The 20967-nt window shown below is 35.8% G+C and carries 23 protein-coding genes; 17 read left to right on the forward strand and 6 right to left on the reverse strand.

Features of this window, described 5'->3' with window-relative positions:
* Positions 1–4 precede the first annotated feature (4 nt).
* The 6 genes from AC3RVG_RS07935 (at position 5) to AC3RVG_RS07960 (ending at position 6237) form a co-directional block, all read left to right on the forward strand.
* Positions 5–1084, forward strand: coding sequence for an efflux RND transporter periplasmic adaptor subunit (locus AC3RVG_RS07935; RefSeq protein WP_489690912.1), 1080 nt, complete (start codon positions 5–7; stop codon positions 1082–1084).
* A 2-nt stretch (positions 1085–1086) separates the two neighbouring features.
* The gene (locus AC3RVG_RS07940; RefSeq protein ID WP_489690913.1) at positions 1087–4281 is read left to right on the forward strand and encodes an efflux RND transporter permease subunit; all 3195 of its coding nucleotides are present in this window, start codon (positions 1087–1089) and stop codon (positions 4279–4281) included.
* 101 nt (positions 4282–4382) lie between these two features.
* Positions 4383–4691, forward strand: a complete 309-nt coding sequence (locus tag AC3RVG_RS07945; RefSeq protein ID WP_489690914.1) for a hypothetical protein — start codon at positions 4383–4385, stop codon at positions 4689–4691.
* Between the two features lie 18 nt (positions 4692–4709).
* A complete protein-coding gene (locus AC3RVG_RS07950) occupies positions 4710–4916 on the forward strand; it encodes a YgaP family membrane protein (RefSeq protein WP_489690915.1) in 207 nt (68 codons plus the stop codon).
* A gap of 172 nt (positions 4917–5088) precedes the next feature.
* Entirely contained in the window at positions 5089–5388 is a 300-nt protein-coding gene (gene hpf / locus AC3RVG_RS07955; RefSeq protein WP_489690916.1) for a ribosome hibernation-promoting factor, HPF/YfiA family, read from the forward strand.
* Between the two features lie 9 nt (positions 5389–5397).
* Positions 5398–6237, forward strand: a complete 840-nt coding sequence (locus AC3RVG_RS07960) for a universal stress protein (protein ID WP_489690917.1) — start codon at positions 5398–5400, stop codon at positions 6235–6237.
* A gap of 68 nt (positions 6238–6305) precedes the next feature.
* Here the strand turns inward: AC3RVG_RS07960 and deoD are convergent, their stop codons facing one another.
* From deoD to AC3RVG_RS07985, 5 genes are all read right to left on the reverse strand, one after another.
* The gene (deoD, locus tag AC3RVG_RS07965) at positions 6306–7007 is read right to left on the reverse strand and encodes a purine-nucleoside phosphorylase (protein WP_489690918.1); all 702 of its coding nucleotides are present in this window, start codon (positions 7005–7007) and stop codon (positions 6306–6308) included.
* Positions 6991–7665: a deoxyribose-phosphate aldolase gene (gene deoC / locus AC3RVG_RS07970; RefSeq protein ID WP_489690919.1), complete on the reverse strand. Its 675-nt coding sequence runs from the start codon at positions 7663–7665 to the stop codon at positions 6991–6993. Before deoC ends, deoD begins: the two co-directional genes overlap by 17 nt.
* A complete protein-coding gene (gene trxA, locus AC3RVG_RS07975) occupies positions 7662–7964 on the reverse strand; it encodes a thioredoxin (RefSeq protein ID WP_489690920.1) in 303 nt (100 codons plus the stop codon). The genes deoC and trxA overlap by 4 nt, the downstream gene beginning before the upstream one ends.
* A gap of 11 nt (positions 7965–7975) precedes the next feature.
* Entirely contained in the window at positions 7976–8845 is an 870-nt protein-coding gene (locus AC3RVG_RS07980; RefSeq protein WP_489690921.1) for a DUF3298 and DUF4163 domain-containing protein, read from the reverse strand.
* A 72-nt stretch (positions 8846–8917) separates the two neighbouring features.
* Positions 8918–9322: a hypothetical protein gene (locus AC3RVG_RS07985; RefSeq protein ID WP_489690922.1), complete on the reverse strand. Its 405-nt coding sequence runs from the start codon at positions 9320–9322 to the stop codon at positions 8918–8920.
* A 111-nt stretch (positions 9323–9433) separates the two neighbouring features.
* Here AC3RVG_RS07985 and AC3RVG_RS07990 point away from each other — a divergent pair, with 111 nt between their 5' ends.
* From AC3RVG_RS07990 to AC3RVG_RS08000, 3 genes are all read left to right on the forward strand, one after another.
* Entirely contained in the window at positions 9434–10669 is a 1236-nt protein-coding gene (locus AC3RVG_RS07990) for a PAS domain-containing sensor histidine kinase (protein ID WP_489690923.1), read from the forward strand.
* Between the two features lies 1 nt (position 10670).
* The gene (locus tag AC3RVG_RS07995) at positions 10671–11723 is read left to right on the forward strand and encodes a response regulator (protein WP_489690924.1); all 1053 of its coding nucleotides are present in this window, start codon (positions 10671–10673) and stop codon (positions 11721–11723) included.
* A gap of 125 nt (positions 11724–11848) precedes the next feature.
* A complete protein-coding gene (locus AC3RVG_RS08000; protein WP_489690925.1) occupies positions 11849–12688 on the forward strand; it encodes a universal stress protein in 840 nt (279 codons plus the stop codon).
* Between the two features lie 41 nt (positions 12689–12729).
* Here AC3RVG_RS08000 and AC3RVG_RS08005 read toward each other — a convergent pair whose 3' ends face one another.
* On the reverse strand, positions 12730–12963 hold the full coding sequence (locus tag AC3RVG_RS08005; RefSeq protein WP_489690926.1) for a hypothetical protein: 234 nt from the start codon (positions 12961–12963) through the stop codon (positions 12730–12732).
* A 142-nt stretch (positions 12964–13105) separates the two neighbouring features.
* On the opposite strand from AC3RVG_RS08005, the gene AC3RVG_RS08010 reads away from it, so the two are divergent.
* The 8 genes from AC3RVG_RS08010 to AC3RVG_RS08045 all read left to right on the forward strand — a co-directional run bounded on the left by AC3RVG_RS08010 (position 13106) and on the right by AC3RVG_RS08045 (position 20938).
* Entirely contained in the window at positions 13106–13951 is an 846-nt protein-coding gene (locus tag AC3RVG_RS08010) for a universal stress protein (protein ID WP_489690927.1), read from the forward strand.
* A gap of 106 nt (positions 13952–14057) precedes the next feature.
* On the forward strand, positions 14058–14906 hold the full coding sequence (locus AC3RVG_RS08015) for a universal stress protein (protein WP_489690928.1): 849 nt from the start codon (positions 14058–14060) through the stop codon (positions 14904–14906).
* A gap of 42 nt (positions 14907–14948) precedes the next feature.
* Positions 14949–15800 (forward strand): universal stress protein, encoded by an 852-nt coding sequence (locus AC3RVG_RS08020; RefSeq protein ID WP_489690929.1) that lies wholly within the window; start codon positions 14949–14951, stop codon positions 15798–15800.
* Positions 15801–15805: 5 nt separating this feature from the next.
* Positions 15806–16654, forward strand: a complete 849-nt coding sequence (locus AC3RVG_RS08025; protein ID WP_489690930.1) for an ATP cone domain-containing protein — start codon at positions 15806–15808, stop codon at positions 16652–16654.
* Between the two features lie 2 nt (positions 16655–16656).
* Positions 16657–18027 carry an MBL fold metallo-hydrolase RNA specificity domain-containing protein gene (locus AC3RVG_RS08030; protein WP_489690931.1) on the forward strand — a complete coding sequence of 457 codons (1371 nt, stop codon included), beginning with the start codon at positions 16657–16659 and terminating at the stop codon, positions 18025–18027.
* A 345-nt stretch (positions 18028–18372) separates the two neighbouring features.
* Positions 18373–18963 (forward strand): YceI family protein, encoded by a 591-nt coding sequence (locus AC3RVG_RS08035; RefSeq protein WP_489690932.1) that lies wholly within the window; start codon positions 18373–18375, stop codon positions 18961–18963.
* A 37-nt stretch (positions 18964–19000) separates the two neighbouring features.
* Positions 19001–20296 (forward strand): hypothetical protein, encoded by a 1296-nt coding sequence (locus tag AC3RVG_RS08040; protein WP_489690933.1) that lies wholly within the window; start codon positions 19001–19003, stop codon positions 20294–20296.
* Positions 20297–20362: 66 nt separating this feature from the next.
* A complete protein-coding gene (locus AC3RVG_RS08045) occupies positions 20363–20938 on the forward strand; it encodes a YceI family protein (protein WP_489690934.1) in 576 nt (191 codons plus the stop codon).
* The last annotated feature ends 29 nt before the right edge of the window (positions 20939–20967 follow it).

The raw sequence follows: 20967 nt of genomic DNA on the forward strand, positions 1-20967 counted from the left end.
AGTAATGAAAAAAATATATACCCTTCTTCTTTTATCGGCAGTTCTAAGTTTTACCGCCTGTAATAATTCTTCCGAAGAAAAAATCATAGATAAAACGCCACCAGTTTCTGTTACCGTAAGTTCTGTAGCTGCGGAAAACAACACGCCTTATTTAACCGCAAGCGGAAAAATAGAAGCCGCAAATAGCGCGACTCTCAGCACCCGAATGATGGGCTTTGTAGATAAAGTTCACGTTAATGTGGGCGATAAAGTTTCAAAAGGTCAACTCTTAATAAGCATCAACAATGCTGATCTTTCTGCAAAACAAGCGCAGACAACTGCTGGAATTACTGAAGCCCAAGCTGCTTTCAATAATGCGGAAAAAGATTACCAACGTTTTCAAAATCTATTTGCAGAAAACAGTGCAAGTCAAAAAGAACTTGACGATCAGCGTGCCCGTTTCGAAATGGCTAAAGCCAGATTAGAAGGCGCACGACAAATGAAAAACGAAGTGCAATCGCAATTTGCGTATGTAAATCTTCGTGCGCCTTTTAATGGCGTTATAACCAGTAAAAATATTGATGCAGGTGATATGGCTAATCCCGGTGTGCCATTAATTTCTGTGGAAGGCCCTGGAAATTTTGAAGTGGTTGCATCAGTTCCGGAAGGTGAAATTTCGAAAATAAAATCGGGCACAGAAGTGCAAGTAGTTGTAAAATCGTCTGATAAAATATTGCCTGGAACAGTTACCGAAGTTAGTACTTCAGCGAATACTACTGGCGGCCAATTTTTGGTAAAAGTGGTTTTAGATAAAACTGATGCTAGCATTCTTTCGGGAATGTATGCCACGGTGCAGTTTCCGATAGAAAAAACAACTGATGCTACTACAGTTTTGGTGCCGCAAGACGCTTTAGTTAAACGCGGACAATTAACCGGAATTTACACCGTAAGTGAAAGTAATACTGCAATACTTCGTTGGTTGCGATTGGGTCGTACTTTCGGCGAAAATGTGGAAGTGCTCTCTGGCTTAAATGCAGATGAAAATTATATTATTTCTGCCGATGAAAAACTTTTCAACGGTGCGAAAATAACCATTAAACAATAAACATGAAGGACGGATTAGCAGGCAAAATTGCCAAGTTATTTATAGGCTCAAAGCTTACAGTACTGTTGATGATCGTGTTTATGGTCGTAGGTGTGTGGAGCTCTTTTTTAATACCGCGCGAGGAAGAACCGCAAATTGATGTGGCTATGGCCGACATATTTGTGGGTTACCCCGGCGCTTCCCCAACCGAAGTTGAATCGCGAGTTGTAAAACCTTTGGAAAAGATAGTTTCAAACATTCCAGGGGTGGAATATGTGTATTCTACTTCTTCCAATGAAGGTGCAATGGTAATTGTTCAGTTTTATGTGGGTGAGGACATTGAGCGTTCTTTCGTAAAACTTTATAATGAAATGAACAAGAACATGGACAAAATGCCTCCGGGTGTTACCATGCCGCTTGTTAAACCGCGAGCTATCGACGATGTGCCGATGTTGGGTGTTACACTTTGGAGCGAAACTTATAATGATTTTCAACTAAAACAAATTGCAGACGAACTCACCCAAGAAATTGAAAAGGTGAATCAAGTTTCCACCACACAAAAAGTTGGAGGGCGAAATAGACAAGTTCGCATTGTATTAGATAAAAACAAATTAGCTGCAAGTGGATTGGACTTTTTGAGTGTTGCCGAAATGATAAAGGCAAATAACAAACAGCTCAATTCTGGAAGTTTTGATAAAAATGATACCGAGTTTTTGGTTACCACTGGAAATTTCTTAAAATCTGCAGCCGATGTTGAAAACTTGGTAGTAGGCATTCAGCAAAATCAACCCATTTACTTAAAGCAGATTGCCAGTATTTTTGACGGTCCCGAAATTCCACGTAATTATGTGTCTTTCGGCTTTGGAGGCGCTAGTGAAAATGTGTCTAATTACCCTTCCGAATATCCTGCAGTTACCATTTCAGTAGCAAAAAGAAAAGGTGCCGATGCAATGAAAATCGCAGATGTAATTATCGACAAAGTAGATCATTTAAGAAGCAATCTTATTCCTGATGATGTTCACGTGGAAATTACTCGTAATTACGGCGAAACCGCTTCTCACAAAGTTGCCGAATTATTAATGCACCTTATGGGTGCTATCATTGCGGTAACCTTAGTTGTAATGCTCGCAATGGGCTGGAGAGGTGGCTTGGTAGTATTTCTTTCAGTGCCAATTACCTTTGCATTAACGCTATTAAGTTACTACCTGCTCGATTATACGTTGAACAGAATCACACTTTTCGCTTTGGTTTTTGTTACAGGAATTGTCGTCGATGACTCCATTATTATTGCCGAAAACATGCACCGGCATTTCAAGATGAAACGTTTGCCGTTTAAGCAAGCTGCTATTTACGCAATAAACGAAGTGGGTAACCCAACAATTTTGGCTACTCTTACTGTAATTGCCTCCGTATTGCCAATGGCATTTGTTTCTGGATTGATGGGGCCATATATGTCGCCAATGCCAATTGGTGCTTCTATTGCGATGATATTATCATTGTTCGTAGCGTTGACAATTACCCCTTATTTGGGTTATATATTTTTGCGTGAAAAAGATAAAAAAGGAAAAGCACCGAAGCCCGAAAAGCCTTTGGAAAGTACTTTAATCTATCGAATTTATTCAAAATTTGAAACTCCTTTAATTGAAAACAAAAGAACACGTTGGTTGTTCTTAGGAACTACCATAGTATTGCTTTTAGGTTCTGTAATGTTGTTTTTCACAAACTCGGTTGCAGTAAAAATGCTTCCTTTCGATAATAAAAACGAAATGCAAGTGGTGATCGATATGCCCGAAGGAACAACCTTGGAGCGTACAGCCGTAGTTGCCCGTGAAGTTGGGCAATATCTTTCTACACAACCACTCGTAGTGAATTATCAAAATTATGTGGGTACTTCAGCACCGATAACTTTTAACGGTTTAGTACGCCATTACGATCTTCGAGGAGGGAGCAATATGGCCGATATTCAAGTGAATTTTGTTGGCAAGGAAAATCGAGACGCACAAAGTCACGACATAGCAAAACAAATGCGTCCGCATATTCAAGAAATTGGAAAGAAGTTTGGAGCTAATATAAAACTGGTTGAAGTTCCACCAGGCCCCCCAGTTCTTTCAACCATTGTAGCTGAAGTTTACGGACCAGATTATGATCAACAGATTGCTGTAGCAAAACAAGTTGAAAATATTCTCAATGAAACTCAAGATGTTGTAGATGTAGATTGGATGGTAGAAGCTGACCAAAAGGAATATGAATTTGTAATAGACAAAGAGAAAGCGATGCGTTACGGAGTAGCCCCGCAGCAGATTGTTTACACAATGAATATGGCACTTTCAGATAAACCAGTAACACATCTTTACGATGAAAATGCAGCCGTACAAGTAGGCATATTACTTGCTTTAGATGAAAAGGAGAAATCTACAATTCAAGATATTTCACAATTGAAAATTGCCTCTAAACAAGGCAATATGGTATCGGTAGGCGATTTGGTGAATATTAAAGAAAGTACGAGCGCCAAAAGCATCTATCGCAAAAATCAAAAACGGGTGGTTTATGTTTTGGCAGATATGGCTGGAGAACTTGAAAGCCCTGTTTATGCTATTTTGGGTATGACAGAAAAGCTTAATGAAATTAAGTTGCCAGCAGGATATGAAATGAACGAACTGTATTTACAGCAGCCAGAATTTGAAGACGATTTTACAGTGAAATGGGATGGAGAATGGCAGATTACGCTGGAAGTATTCCGCGATTTGGGAATTGCATTTTTAGGAGTAATTATAATCATATACATCTTAATTGTCGGCTGGTTCCAGAACTTTAGAGCGCCAATCGTAATGATGGTTGCAATTCCACTTTCATTGATTGGTATTGTACTCGGTCACTGGATTATGGGTGCGTTTTTTACTGCAACTTCATTTATTGGAATGATTGCTTTAGCGGGAATTATGGTGCGAAACTCAGTGCTTTTAATTGATTTTGTAAACATTAGAACCGATGAAGGTGTACCATTAAAACAAGCTGTTATTGAAGCGGGAGCAGTGCGAACAACCCCAATTTTGTTAACAGCAGGAACGGTTGTAATTGGTGCTTTCGTAATTCTTTTCGATCCAATTTTCCAAGGATTGGCAATTTCGCTAATGGGCGGAACTATTGTTTCCACAGTACTTACATTGCTTGTGGTGCCGTTGGTTTATTATATGATAGAAAAGAAGAATTTTAAGTAGACTTATGATTTTAGACGTGAGATGTGAGGAAGAATCTGAGACTGAAAAAGGAATAATTAGGAGCCAATAAAAAATAATAATAACCATTAAAAAATATCCCAATGAAACTATTAATTGTAACTGTTGTAGACGAATTTCAGAAGGACATGCTGCAGCTTTTTAAAAAGTCCGAAATTGAAAGTTTTAGTGGTTCTGAAATTGAGGGCTATAAAAACGGAACTTCTTCATTTATGATGGATACCAGTTGGTTTCCATCACAAAAAAGTGGAGCAGAAAGCATTATGTTCTTCTCTTTCACTGAAGACGAAAAGATAGATGTGTTTTTCGACTTGGTTACGAAATTTAATAAAGAAATAGAAACTAACAATCCCATTCATGCGGTTGTGGTGCCAATAGAACGAAGTATATAATTCAAAAAATTAAAAATTATGATTAACAGATATATTAGAGCAATTGCCGGAATTTTTATTATAATCAGTCTTATTTTGGCTGTTTATGTAAATATAAATTGGTTGTGGTTCACAGGTTTTGTGGGTGTCAACTTACTACAATCATCATTTACAAAATGGTGTTTGATGGAGAAGATATTAAAAAAGCTTGGCGTAAAAGACGAAGGAGAGAGTTGTTGTGCATAACTGCTGACTAACTTCATATTAATTAAAAAAAATCCCGCTACAAATAATTGTAAGCGGGATTTTTTGTGCGTTTAAAACAACGATGCTTGCAATACTATTGCAATATGACTTTAATCATTTTAAATTTCACAAATTCTGGATATATTTGAATTATTAACCAATCAAAAGTATTATGACTATAAACATTCAATACGTGAAGATGCCTACGAGTGAGGCGATGAATGAATATGTGGAGCAAAAACTTCAGAAAATTGCTGAAAAATATGAGTGGCTAATTAGAGCCGATGTTAGCTTTAAAATGGAGAATAATGTTTACGGAAAAGGCAACATTTGCGAAATGGAACTAAGCCTTCCCGGGCCCAAAATTTTTGCAACTTCTACAGAAGCAACCTTTGAAGCGGCAGCAAAAGAAACTGTTTCCGATTTAGAAAAGCAGCTTAAAAAACGCAAAGCAAAATTCACAACTCATTAAAATTAAAAAATGATGAAAAAAATATTAGTACCCGTAGATTTTTCCGAACATTCTGAATACGCTTTAGAAGTAGCCGCATCGATTGCCAAAAAGCAAAATGCCGAAATAATTGCGGTACACATGATGGGTCTAACAGATTCTGTTGTAACTCGAGATGAAAGCAAAGAGGTTTTTGAGGCAATGTTTTATATGCGATTGGCAGAAAAACGTTTTGCGGAATTCCTAGACAAAGATTATTTGGAGGGAATTAAGATTACCGAAACTGTGCACAATTATAAAATTTTCAGTGAAATTAACGACTTAGCAATCGATTTTAAAGCAGATTTGATTGTAATGGGATCTCACGGAAGTTCTGGCCTAAAGGAAGTATTTGTAGGTAGTAACACTGAAAAAGTAGTGCGTACTTCTGAAATTCCTGTGCTAGTAATTAAGCATCGTCACGAAAAATTTAATCCAGAATTTGGAGTTTTTGCTTGCGACTTTTTAGAGAACTCAGTTGGGCCGTACAGACGCGCGCAAAAATTGTTTGCTGCTTTGGGTATTAACATGCAAATGCTCTATATAAATCTTGCTGGCGATTTCCGTAGTACACGCGAAATTGAAAAACGAATTCTCAACTTCTTGAAAATCGCAGGTGAAGTAAATCCGTTGGAATGCTTGAACAAAGTTGTTCAATACAATGAATATTCTGTTGAAGCTGGAATTTTCGGTTATAGCCAAGTAAGCAATGCAGATATTATTTCGTTGCCTACACAAGGGCGTCAGGGCTTAGCTCATTTCTTCAGTGGAAGTATTGGGGAAGATGTGGTAAACCACTCAGATTTGCCAGTAATCACATTTAAAGTATAGTTAATTGCTATCGACATCAATTAACGTAAAGGCAGGAGCTTCAATTTTGAGTTCCTGCTTTTTTATTTCTAAACTACTGTGTTTAGCGCAATTTCAATCATTTTTGAAAAACTTCCTTCACGTTCATCGGCAGTAGTGGTTTCACCAGTTACTAAAGAATCTGAAATAGTTAAAATAGCTAACGCTTTCACATTAAATTTTGCTGCAATCGTGTAAAGTCCAGCGGCTTCCATTTCTACGCAAAGCACGCCAAAATCTGCCCATTTTTTATAACTATTGAAATCATCTTCATAAAACTGATCGCTGGAAAGTACGTTGCCAGCTTTTATAGGAATGTTATTTTCCTTCGCATACATTGAAGCTTTCATAAATAAATCAAAATCTGCAGTAGGCGAGTAGTCGCAATTTACAAAGCGTGTATTATTAATTCCCGAAGTAGAGGAGGCTGCCATTGCAATAACAATATCGCGCAAGTTTATATCTTTTTGATAGCTACCCGCAGAACCCACACGAATTAGGTTTTTTACCCCATAATCCTTTATAAGCTCGTGACAATAAATTAGAGCCGAAGGAATGCCCATTCCAGTTCCCTGCACCGAGATTTGTTTTCCTTGGAAAGTGCCCGTATAGCCCAACATACCGCGAACGTCGTTATAACATTTTGCGTTTTCAAGAAAAGTTTCTGCAATCCACTTGGCGCGCATTGGGTCGCCAGGAAGGAGAACCGATTCTGCAATTTCTCCAGCTTTGGCTTCAATATGTGTGCTCATCTGTATCTTTTTTTGTGGAAGTTACAATCTCAATTCCTGAAGAAGTGCCAATTCTGCTAACGCCCATTTCAATATATTTTTTAGCAGTTTCGGTATCTTTTATTCCGCCGGAGGCTTTTATCTTTAAAGTGTTGCCTACTTCGTCAACCATTATTTTTACTGCGTGTGCCGTAGCGCCGTTTGTTCCAAAACCAGTGGAGGTTTTTACAAAATCTGCGCCCGCATCTTCGGCTATTTGGCAGGCTAGTTTTATTTCGACGTCGGTTAAATAGCAGGTTTCGAGAATTACTTTTAAAGTTCGGCTGCCTATTGCTGCTTTAACCGCAGCAATTTCATCGCGTACTAATTTGTACGATTTTGCCTTTAGCAAACCTATGTTTAGCACCATGTCTATTTCGTCTGCGCCGTCTTTTACGCACTGTTTTGCTTCGCAAACTTTGGCGTTAGAACTGTTTGCTCCAAGTGGAAAACCAACAACCGCTGCAACTTTTACAGCGTTGTTTTTTAATTCATTTGCAGCCAATAAAACGTAGCAGCTATTTACGCAAACCGCATAAAAGTTATATTCTTTCGCTTCGTTGCAAAGCTTTATAATGTCCTCGGGTGTAGCAGTAGCTTTTAATAAAGTGTGGTCGATATAGCTACTAAGTTTCGTCAATTTTTGTGTTGATTAATGATAGCAACTATTTCGTTTTTTTGCAGAACACCACTCTGTCGCCAAAGCTGTTTTCCGTCTTTAAACAAAATCATTGTAGGAACACCGCGCACTTGATATTGCGCCGATAACGGTTGGTTTTTATCAACGTCTATTTTTACGATTTTCACATTTTCGCCTAATTCTTCTTTTACTTGTTTTAGAATCGGCGCCAGCATTTTACACGGGCCGCACCAATCTGCGAAGAAATCTACTAACACTGGGGTTTCGGAGTTTATTATTTCTTTAAAATTGCTTTTCATAATAATAGGTTTTAGCCAAGAAGTGGGTTCTTTTTATATTTTCTTAAAACAGGCATCAACATTTCCAACGGAATTTGAATAGAATACGTACCCGTGTAGGAAGGACAGATAATACAATCGTCGAAATAGTATTCTACCACATCGTCGTTAATAACAAAGTTGTTTTTTGCGTTAAAGAAATCGTCGGCAGAAATTGCCCAACAATCGTAATACATTTCGCCAGAATTTATTTTATTTTTTAACAGCGTATTTAATATTTCGCGTAACTCTTCTTCGGTGCCATTGTTAAAGAAATCTTCGTACTTCATAAAAGCAGCCGTTTCTAAATTAAAATTTAGACAGTCAAAAGTATAGGCTGCATGAGCTGCGCCAGTGTATTGATTTTCTTTGTAAAAAAGTACGCTTATAAGTCTATCGTTGAGGTTGTAAATTTTATAATCTACCGTACGCTTTTCGTTTTGCTTCGGAATACCTAAGGAATCGCACAGTCGTTTTTCTTCCAAAATTTGTTTTTCAACACCTTTGGCATCTAAGTAAAACTTGCTTATATATTCGTTGAAATTTTCAAATTGTGGCTTAATTTTTTCGTTTAGATATGGATATTTAAAATCCAGTGTATACCAATTACCTTCTTTTAAAAACGATTTCGAAATAAGGAGTTTTTCCAGTTCAACTTTTGAATCTCTCTTCTCTAGTAATTCGGTTCGTTTTAAGTTGAGTGTTTTTTGTTGCAGTTCTAAATTCTTATCGGAAACGCTTAAGGAATCTACAATTTCTTCTTGGTTGTTTAGTGGAGTAGAAGTGTCGATTTCTTCGTTTTTAGGATCGTTTTTACAAGCGATTAATGTGAAAAGAAATACGATTGACAGAAAAAATTTCATGTTTTTTGGGTTTTGAATCATAAAAATAGGGAAAGAATTAGTGCGAAAAAAAGGAATGTCTATTTAGTTATTTTAATTTTCAAAAAGCATTTTCAATTTGGCGAGCATTATCACCTCACTTTTGTTTTTACCCGAAAAAGAATTTGCAATTGCGTTTGCTGTTTTCCAAATTAGCGTTTTTCTTTCTTTTGTAAAAAGCTGGGAATTTTCTGCGTGGTAATCGGCAAAACTTTCAAAACATTCATTGGCGTCAAGTTGCTCATAATCAAACCAATCAAATACAATTTCTATTTGGTATGCGGCATCGGTATGGAATGGATCTTCATAATCATCAAGATTTTTCCACTCTTCTGCTACAATATTTTTCAATGTGCTGTATTCTGCTTTTCGCACTACTTTATCGGCTGCTGCGATTGCATAAAAAAGCTCTCCCATCTTTTGGTAAAACAGCAATTGCGGTTTATCCTCTGTGCCCATGATCTTATATTTTTAATGATTTTTAATAATGTAAAACTAAGATGAATTTTTCTGAAATATTATGACATAAATCAGTTCTCGAAAACTGTTTTAAATCCTTACTTTTGGGGAATGAAGGTATTTGAGGAAAAAAAAGGGAATATTTTCAAGATTCTATCTGAAGCAATTTCTGAAGGTATTGTTATTGTTAATGAGAAACAAGAGATTGTAACGTCTAATGAGGCTGCCGATATGATGTTCGGCTATGAGCATAATGAACTTACCGGCAGGAAATTAGATGTATTGATTCCGAAAGATTATGTGAAAAATCATCACAAACAAGTGGATGGATTTTTGGAAAAAAGTGACCCGCGACAGATGGGACATGGGCGTGATCTTTATGGCTTGCGAAAGGATGGTAGTGTTTTTCCTGTAGAGGCAGGACTTAACCCATTTGAGGCATACGGAAGCAAATATGTAATGGCGCTTGTAACAGATATTTCTGTTCGTAAAAACCAAGAGAAGGAAATTCTAGAGCTTAATTTGTATTTGGAGCAAAAGATTAATGACCGCACCAAAGAGCTGAATAATACTATTAACGAGTTAAAAGAAGAAGTAACAAAACGTAAAGAAGCAGAATACAAAATAACAGAATCGCTTCGAAAGGAACGGGAACTGAATGAGTTGAAAACAAAGTTTCTATCGCTTGTTTCGCACGAGTTTAAAACACCTTTAAGCGGCATTCTTACTTCGGCTACACTTGTGGGTAAATACACGGAGACCGATCAACAGGAGAAACGAGAGAAGCATTTAAAAACCATTCATAGTAAAGTAAAGTATTTAAATAATATTCTGAATGACTTTTTATCCATAGAACGCTTAGAATCGGGTAAAGCCACGTATAAATTTGATACTTTCCCGTTGAGCAAAGTAGTTAACGAGGTAATCTATAATTCAAACATGTTATTAAAAGATGGTCAACGCATTGGCTATCCAAATAATGTTGACGATATTACGGTTCATTTTGACGAAAAAATCTTAGAATTATCTCTTACCAATTTAATAAATAACGCTATAAAATACTCCCGAGAATTTACAACAATTGATGTGGTTGTAATTCCAAAAGATAATTTACTTACTATAGAAATTATAGACGAAGGAATGGGTATTCCAGAAAAGGAGCAGAAGTTTATTTTCAATAGATATTTTCGTGCAGAAAATGCTTTACTCACCCAAGGCACAGGGATAGGTTTAAATATTGTAAAAAGCCACTTAGAAAGTTTGGGCGGTACAATTATTTTTGAAAGTGAAATAGGCAAAGGGAGCAAGTTTACAATTACGTTCCCCACAAATAAAAATTTAAATTAATATGACAACAATACTTCTTATTGAAGACGATATAGCATTAAGAGAGAATACTGCTGAACTTTTGGAGCTTTCCGGTTATAGTGTAATCACGGCAGCAAATGGAAGAATTGGTATTGATAAAGCCAAAAAGGAAATTCCAAATATTATTATTTGCGATATCATGATGCCCGAAATTGACGGTTATGGAGTACTTGAAAGCGTTTCTTCGGAAGAAAAAACGAAGCATATTCCTTTCATTTTCCTATCTGCAAAAACGGAGCACAAAGAAATTCGAAAAGGAATGGATATGGGTGCCGATGATTACTTAACCAAACCTTTTGATGAAGAGGAGTTGATAAGCGCCGTGGAAAGCCGTTTAGCTAGAGCGATTATTATGGCGATGCGTTCAAATAATCAATCGCAAGTTTCAGCTGAAGATGATGAAAATCCACAGAACCTTAATCAGTTAAAAAATTATTTTTGCGATGAAGGTACAGCTGCAAAATATAAAAAAGGAGAAACTGTTTATCAAAAGGGCGATCACTCAAACAGTATGTTTCTCATCCTAAAAGGTGTTGTGAAAACACACACAATGGATGCTAACGCTAAAGAATTAATAACTGGTCTCTATAAAGCCGACGACTTTTTGGGTTTTACATCTTTTGATGATAACATTCCCTATAATGAAACTGCCACAGCCGTGGAAGAAACGGAAGTTGTTGGCATTTCAAAGAAATATGTAAAAGATATTTTGAAAAAAAGTCAAGATATTTCTTTGGAACTGATGAATTTGTTAACCGATAATCTTTCCGACATAAAATTACAATTGGTGAAAATGGCTTACAGTTCTGTTCGTAAAAAAACAGCTGCTACCATTCTTCTTTTTGTGGAGGTAATGAATAAAAGACCCGATACACCGCTTAAAATTTCGCGTAATGACCTTGCCACAACTGCTGGTATTGCTACTGAAAGTTTAATACGGACGCTTTCAGATTTTAAAAAGCAAGGCATTATTGAAATTGAAGGTCGCGACATTCGTATTATAGATTTGGAAAGTCTACGCAATATTGAATAATCTTTTATTTTTCACCATTTACAGTTGTTTTCAACGATAATCTAAGGACAAACTTTCTTAAACTGATTTATATCATTTCCTATACCGACGTATACAAATATTTTTGTCGGTAAGATTTTGATGTAATGATGAATATATTAATTCCAACGGATTTCTCCGATAACTCACACAATGCAATTCGCTATGCGTTGGAATATTTTGCCGATATACCAGTGAATTTTTATATGCTTCACATTTCACTGAAAGATTCGTTACAAAAAGATGAAGAGCCAGATTTGTTGCTTGAAACAGGAACAGAAAAGCATATAATTAAAGGGCCATTTGCAATGATGCAGGAAGAAATAAAGTCCTGCTTGCTGTTGGCTAAAAACCCCGAGCATCAATTTTATAGTATTCACGAAAATTTACTTTTAGTGGAGGCCATTCGTAAACATATTTACGAAAAGGAGATTGATTATATTTTGATGGGAACAAAAGGGGCTTCAAAAATTGATAGAAACGAAATAGGCAGTAATACCAGCGCAGTAATAACTAAAGTGAAATGCCCAGTATTTGTAATTCCTGAAAATGCAAGGTTTAATAAAATAAATAACATTGCGTTTTTAACAGATTACAACTGCATATACCGCAGCAAAGTGACCAGCGGGCTATCAGAGATGCTACAATTGCAACAAGCAGCCCTTAGAATTCTTCACATTCGTTCTCAAAATGCTGTATTGACCGCATCGCAAACCGATAATAAAGGGTTTTTGCACTATTTCTTCAAAGATGCTAAACACAGTTTTCATTTTTTAGAAAATAAAAATATTGAATCCGGAGTACAAGATTTTGTAGAAACTTGGGAAATAGATTTGATAGCGTTAGTGGCAAAAAATTTAAATTTAACACAACGACTTCTTTTTAAACAGCTAAACAAATCAATCTCTTTTCCATACGAAGTGCCGTTTTTAATACTGCACGAGTAATTTTTCAATTTGAATATTGAATACGCTTAGCTTGAAAAATATTATAGAAACATTTCCTCCCGATCAATAGGAAAATCTTCATAAAAATCTTCAAAGGTTTTGTCTGTAGTATAATCGTCTTTTAGAACTTTTACAACTGAAAACACCAAAAATACCTGACCAATAACTGTGAGATAAAACACCAAAGAAAAGGGAAAACCCATTGCGGCAAAAATTGCAACCGTAACAAGTATTAGCGTGGTTATGGCTAAGTATGTAAATGGAGAAGGCTTCATTATTTTTTTAGTACAATTTACAAAATATTGAAGTTGCTCTTTATTAATTATTCGCTAAAAATCAAGCTATTGATTGATAATTGTCATATTTTAAGGGTGTTCTATTGGTTATCTTTACGTAGTTAAATTTAAATAAATCTCCATGCGAAAAATATTAGTACCAACTGATTTCTCTGAAAACTCACTGAACGCAATTAAATACGCTTCGGAGCTATTTAAATATGACCATGCAGAGATTTATCTACTCCACGCTTTTGCTGATGAAGTGTATGACGCAAAAACACGATTAGCAAATGAAATCTTTGAAGAACTTCAACAAAAAACGCTTGCGAGGGCAAAGGAAGCTTTGGAGGAATTTCGAGCTAAAATTGTTGAAATTTCCCCAAACCCGAAACATAAAATTCTTACAATTGCAGAGTTCGGACAGTTAGTAGATGCTACCAACGATTGGGTTGAAAAAGAAAATATTGATGTGGTAGTTATGGGCACCAAGGGTGAAACTGCAGATAAAAAACTCACTTTTGGCAGCAATACGCTTCAGGTTATTAAATATGTAAAATGCCCCGTACTTGCTATTCCAGCAGGTTATGGCGATGTGCAACCGAAGAATATATTATTTTCAACAGACTTTCAATTACCGTACAAAAGACGCGAATTAAAACTAGTAAGCACTTTTTCAAAATGCTTTGCGTGCAAAGTAGATTTTCTTTACGTCTCCAAATTTCCATCATTGTCATTGCGCCAGCAGGATAATAAAGATTTTCTGAAAGCTTCTTTTGAAGGTAATCAGATTCACTTTCATCAAGCGGCAGAAAGCGATGTTACAAACACCATCAACATCTTTGTTATTGAAAACCCAATAGATATGCTGGTTTTAATAAATACTCGACATTCATATTTGGAAAATATTCTTTATCAATCAACTGTCGAAAAAATAGGATTACAGATTGATATTCCATTTTTAGTACTTCAAAATTTGCCCCGATAAAACTTTTAAAAATCATAAATATGAAATTCTCACCTTCAAATTTTAGCGCGACTGAAATAAGTATTTTGGGTATTTCAAGTTCAATTATCTTAAATTTTTTATACATATGAAAAAAATTCTTGTTCCAACCGATTTCTCTAAAAACGCGTATGCGGCATTATTTTATGTTACAAAGCTTTTTAGTGATGAAGCATTGCACATAACCATTCTACACTCTTTTGGGGAAGAAGTAGGTAAACTTACAAGCCGTATAGATATTGGCCGTTCAGATAATATAATCGAAAAACTGTATCGTCATTCTGAAGAAGATGGGATTCAATTAATGCATAAAATTAAATTAGACAGTACTAAGGTTCCGCATAATTTCGAAGTTATTTCTACACCTGCAAGCTTGGCAAAAACTATAAATAAATTAGTTTCTACTGAAGGTATAGACCTTGTAGTAATGGGTAGTAAAGGTCGCACGGGAGCAGAAGATGTTTTAGTGGGAAGTACCACTGTTACAATCACAAAATCACTGGAAGGTTGTCCGTTGCTTATCGTACCGCGCGAGGTGGATTTTGTAATTCCAACAAAAATTGCATTTGCGTCAGACTACAACGATTTTTACCAGTTATCGAATTTACGACCTATTGTTCGTTTGGTACGCCAGTATAATTCCATCATACATTTAGTTCACATTGGCGCCGAAAGTGAATTGGACGCTAAACAACAACAAAACCTGGAGCACTATAAAAATGACCTATCGGAATATGATACTGAATTTCACTTTGTTCCGAAAAAGACAAATATTTCTAAAACACTTCACAGCTTTATAGATAACGAAAATATAGATTTATTAGCCTTGGTTTATCACAAGCACGCATTTCTAAAACAACTGTTCCGTGAACCCGTTGTTAGTAGGGTAGGGAAACATACACATGTGCCCACATTGGTTATTCCCATTAAAAATTAGTAGCTTACAAAGAAAATTAAGCAATAATTAAAAATATAAAAGATGAAAAAACGCATTCTGATCCCTACAGATTTTTCGAAAAACGCCTACAATGCTATTAAATACGCAATGGAGCTTTATAAAAGAGAATCTTGTGAGTTCATTATTTTACATACATATTACCATTCTGGGTATTCTAAAGATAATCTTTTAGTTCCTAAACCGTCCGAGAAAACACAAATGACGGTTAAGGAAAATTCTGAAAAAAGAATGGAGATGTTGAAACTTCAGATGGATATTTATGATAAAAATGATAATCACGAATTTAATTTTAAAAATGAATTTGGTCCCTTCTTCGACGTTTTGAAAAAAACCATTGAAAAGGAAGATATAAAACTTGTAATTATGGGAACCCGCGGAGAAACGGACGATAATACTGTAATTCTTGGTAGTAATTCCGTTAATGCAATGGAGGAGATAAGAAACTGCCCAGTGCTTGCCATTCCTGCAAATACGCTATATAAAGATCCGAATGAGATTGTTTTTCCAACCAGTTTTAAAACACATTATAAAGAAAGAGAATTGGAAACTTTGGTTGAAATATCACGATTAACAAATGCACCAATTCGTATTCTGCACGTTCAAAAAGGCAAAAAATTAAGTGATGATCAGCTAGCTAATAAGGCCTTGTTAGAAGGAATTCTGGGTGGAGCAGATTTCACCAATCACAAACTTTACGATATAGATTTGCAAGATGGCGTGCGTTGCTTTGTGCAGAGCCGAGAAAGTGAAATGATTGCTTTCGTTAATAAAAAACACAACTTCTTTGGAAGTATATTTTCAAATCCATTGGTTAAAGAACTTGGTATGCACACTACTGTTCCGCTACTAGCAATGCACGATTTGAGAAATTAATTTTGATGGCTAAAAACAGTTCAAATATTGAAGTTGTAAAATACTCTGGAGAAAAAGCAAAATTTTCAATTGAAAAATTAGAAAACTCCCTTCGAAAAAGTGGCGCGGAAGAATCAATGGTGAAGGAAATTTCTAGCAACGTTCGCGATGAACTTTATCAAGGTATTTCAACAAAAGAGATTTACAATCGTGCTTTTGCACTTCTTAAAAAAAAGAAAAAAGGTTACGCTTCAAAATATAAGCTGAAAAAAGCAATTTATGAATTAGGCCCCACAGGTTTTCCTTTTGAAAAATTTGTGGGTGCCTTACTTTTTTATAGCGGTTATGAAGTAAAAACCGGTCAGTTTTTTCAAGGAAAATGTGTAACCCACGAAGTAGATGTAGTTGCACGTAAAAACGGCCAATATATTGTGGCTGAATGCAAATTTCACAGTGATGAAGGTAATAATTGCAATGTGAAAATTCCATTGTATATCCATTCGCGCTATAGAGACATTCTCAATAATTTTGGTGAAAATGATAATGTTGAAAAACCGAACGAAGGTTGGGTTGTTACAAATACCCGTTTTACCGAAGATGCCATAACGTACGGAAAATGCGCAAACCTTTATCTTTTAAGTTGGGATCTTCCAAAAGATAACGGAATTAGAGATCGCATAGACCGTTTGGGCCTTTATCCTGTAACCGTTTCCACTTTGCTTAGTGAGCGCGAAAAGCAATTTCTACTTAGCCGCGATGTTGTGCTTTGTAAACAATTAATAAATGACGCTTTCTACCTAGATCATTTGGGAATTTCCGAAACACGAAAAGAGCGGATTTTAGATGAAATTAAACTTCTGTGCAATAAAAAATAGTTATGCCAAATATAAAAATCCATTTCCTGGGCGCTGCTGGCACCGTAACTGGTTCAAAATTTTTGATTGAAACTCCCAAGAAAAATCTTTTGATAGATTGCGGAATGTTTCAAGGTTTAAAGGAACTCCGCGAAAAAAACTGGGAACACCTGCCGATTGATGTTGCTGAAATTGATGTGGTATTATTGACGCACGGTCATTTAGATCATACTGGTTATTTACCACGATTGGTAAAACAAGGTTTCCGCGGCAAAATTATTGGTACTGCGCCAACGCTTGCAATCACAAAAATTATTCTGTTGGACAGTGCCAAAATTCACGAAGAGGAAGCAGAAAAGGCCAACGAAGAAGGCTATTCAAAACACAAACCCACCGAACCATTTTATAGCTTACAAGAAGCTGAGGTTACACTGGGTTTTTTTAAAGCTGAAGAAAAAAACCAATGGATTGAACTTACGGAGAACATAAAATATCGTTTTCGATATAACGGGCATATTATTGGTGCCACTTTTATAGAACTTGATATTTATGGCAAAATATTTGTGTTTTCTGGAGATATTGGTAGGGAGGAAGATTTATTGCTTTTCCCACCAGAAAAACCCGAAAGAGCTGACTATCTTTTTATAGAAAGCACTTACGGCAATAAGCTACATCCGCAGGAAAGTGTTTCAGAAAAACTGGTGGAACTCATTACCAAAACCATCCACAATCGTGGTAATTTAATTATTCCTTCTTTTGCAGTGGAACGTTTGCAGACACTAATGTTTCTACTTTGGAAACTGTATAACGAAAACAAAATTCCAAATATTCCAATATTTATTGATAGTCCGATGGGTAACAATGTGCTTTCGGTATTTCAGAATTTTCCGGATTGGCATAAGCTGCCAATGAAGGATTTCAACGCGATGAATAAACGCATGAATATTATTACTTCCTATAAAGAAACTTGGGAAACCATAGATAATCCACAGCCAAAAGTAGTTATTGCGGGAAGTGGAATGGTAACTGGTGGAAGAGTTTTGACTTATCTGAAACAGCTAATAGACAAAACTAACACTACAGTTTTATTAGTAGGTTACCAAGCCGAAGGAACTCGCGGAAGACAAATGTTAGAAGGAGCGCACGAACTAAAATTCTTCGGTAAATTTTATCCTGTAAAAGCGGAAATAGAACATATAGAAAGTCTTTCGGCACACGCAGATCAACAAGGTTTATTAGACTGGACAAGTAACATGAAGAACGCTCCTGAAGAGGTATTTCTTATTCATGGCGAAGCTAGTGCTCAGGATGCTTTAAGGGTGAAGCTTCATGATACTTATGGTTGGAAAGTTAGTATTCCCAAACTCTATAGCATTAAAGAGATTTCAGTATAGCCAACTCTGCTTTCGCATTATTAATTGCGTATTTATTTCCTCTCAATTTTTCATCTTAGTTTTTTCTTCTACTCCTATATATTATATATAAAAAATAGGGGAGCAATTTTGTGGTTATACTATCCACATTCCCAATTTATAAATACACTCTTTCCATCTTTCTTTCTTAACATTCAGATTAGCTTTTATAGTGTTAATAGGGGTTCCCGATACTTCCTAAAATTCCTAGAATTTCTTTTGTTCAAATAATACTGAATCCACCGTAAATACTAGTGTTTAGTGACCATTGTCATAATGCAGCAGGAAGTCAAAATATATCTTTGTTGGGAATTAAAAAAGTAAATTATGAAAACCTTAAATCAATTAAGATTAGTAACCGCAAGCCTAATAGTAATGGCTTTTTCTTCACAAATTTCTGTGGCTCAAACATACCAATTAAACAATGCTGCTTCCACATTAACAATAGACGGCACATCAAATATTCACGATTGGCAGATAACTGCAGAAAGCCAACAAGGCAAGCTTGCAGCAAGTTTTGAAAACGGAAAACTCATTGCAATAAAGCAACTGGATTTTACTGTAAAGGCTGAAAGTTTAAAAAGTGGAAAATCCTCCATGGACAAGAATACTTATAAAGCTTTAAATACAGGAAAGTACAAGCAAATAACCTTTAAGCTAACTAAGGTGAAGCGCATTAACTGTTCTACCAGTAATAGCTGTAATGTAGTTGCAACTGGAAATCTAACAATAGCTGGCAAAACCAAACCGATTGAAATCACTTTTGATATGAAAATTGGGGAGTCTGAAATAGCTCTTTCAGGAAGCAAAACTATCAAAATGACCGATTTTGGAGTGGATCCGCCAACGGCAATTTTTGGAACAATTACTACCGGCGATGCCCTTGACATCAAATTTGAATCAAACTTTACAAAATAATATATAACAATTTTAACCCAAATTTAAAACTAACAATATGAAAAATTTAATTAATTATTTCAGCACAGCGATGATATTGCTGTTTGGATTTCAGGCAATTGCACAAGAAAAAGAAGCACGCGATTTAGATAACTTTAGGTATCGAGACCAACGCGGAATTGAACAATTTGAAGCCAAAAAAGACACGGCTACTACCTTTGACGGGGTGAAAGTACGCATAGGAGGAGCATTCGCAATTCAATTTCAGGGCATAGACCACGAAAGTACGGGTACACCTGTAAATGCCGATGGCGATCCAGTTTCGTTGATTGAAATAGGTAATAACTTTAACCTACCTACAGCAAACCTTGACTTTGATGTGCAATTGTACGATGGTGTATCTATGCACTTAAGAACCTATTTGTCTTCACGTCACCACACAGAACCATATGTTAAGGGAGGGTATATCCAAATCGATAAACTAGATTTTGTAAGTGAAGGTTTTATGGAAGACCTTATGCAAAATGTTAGAGTTAAAATAGGCCATATGGAAAACAACTATGGTGATGCACATTTCAGAAGAACTGATAATGCGGAGGCAATTTACAATCCATTTGTTGGCAACCTAATTATGGACGGTTTTACTACAGAAGTAGGAGCAGAGGTATATTACTTTAAAAGTGGCTTTATTGGTATGTTAGGAGTTACCAATGGTAAATTAAACCAAGGCGTAAATAACCCTGGTAAAACCGATCCGTCTATTATAGCTAAAATAGGGTATGACGATTATATTAATGATGATTTAAGAGTTAGACTTACAGGGTCTTTATACCGTACCAATAAAAGTGCAAACGCATATTTATACAGTGCAGATAGAGCCGGTTCAAGATACTATCTTGTAATGGAAGAAGAAGGGGCTTCAACCTCAAGTAATTTTACTTCAGGTAGATTCAATCCTGGATTAAAAAATGAACTTACATCATTTATGATAAATCCATTTGTAAAATACCAAGGACTTGAATTCTTCGGAACTTATGAAATGGCTTCTGGAAAAGCAGATGCAGAACTAGAAACAAGAAGTTTCAACCAATACGCTGCTGAACTTATCTATCGCTTCGGAACCAACGAAAATCTATATGTAGGTGGGCGTTATAATCTCGTTGAAGGAGAAATGATTGGTGGAACAGATGTGGATATTACACGATTCAACCTTTCTGCTGGATGGTTTATGACAAAAAATATTCTTGCTAAACTTGAATATGTAAACCAGAAATACGACGGCTTCCAAGCAAACGATATCAGAAATGGAGGTAAGTTTGACGGAGTTGTATTTGAAGCTGTAATAAGTTTCTAAAAAGTCAACATCAATAAACAAAGGTGGAGGAAATAAAATTTCTCCACCTTTATAAATTAAAGAATTATGAACCGTTTTGTACTATACAGTTTGGTTTTTATGCTCAGCCTTGATGGTTGGTCTCAAAATGATTTTGTTTCAAAAACCTTTAAAATCCTTGCGAGCAGTGAACTTTCTATAAAAGGAGATACCAACATTAGCGAGTTTGGATGTGAATTCAACACATTTTATTTAGAGGAATGTAGAGAAGTAGAGTTTAATAGAAACGGGAATAATATTCTTTTTAGGAATGCAGTCCTTTCTTTAAAAAATAACGGTTTTGATTGTGGCAATAGAGGTATAAACAAAGACTTCCATTCCTTGCTCAACACCAAAGAGTATCCAAATATCACCATTGAATTAACTGGAATAACCTTGAAAAACGGTGAGAAAGCCAGTGCGAATGTCCTAATTACCATTGCAGGAACGAAAAAAGAATACACTTTCCTGATAGACATTTTTTCTGCGCCATTAAATCGTTTTGTTGGCAAACTAAAATTAGATATAAATGATTTTAATCTCGAACCTCCTAAAAAAATGTTTGGTTTAATTGTGATAAAAGAAGAGATTGAAATAGACTTCAATCTAGTGGCAAAATTATAACCACTGTAGGTTTTTGAGCTTTAAATTAA

It is taken from the genome of Aequorivita sp. IT1282, assembly GCF_058068205.1.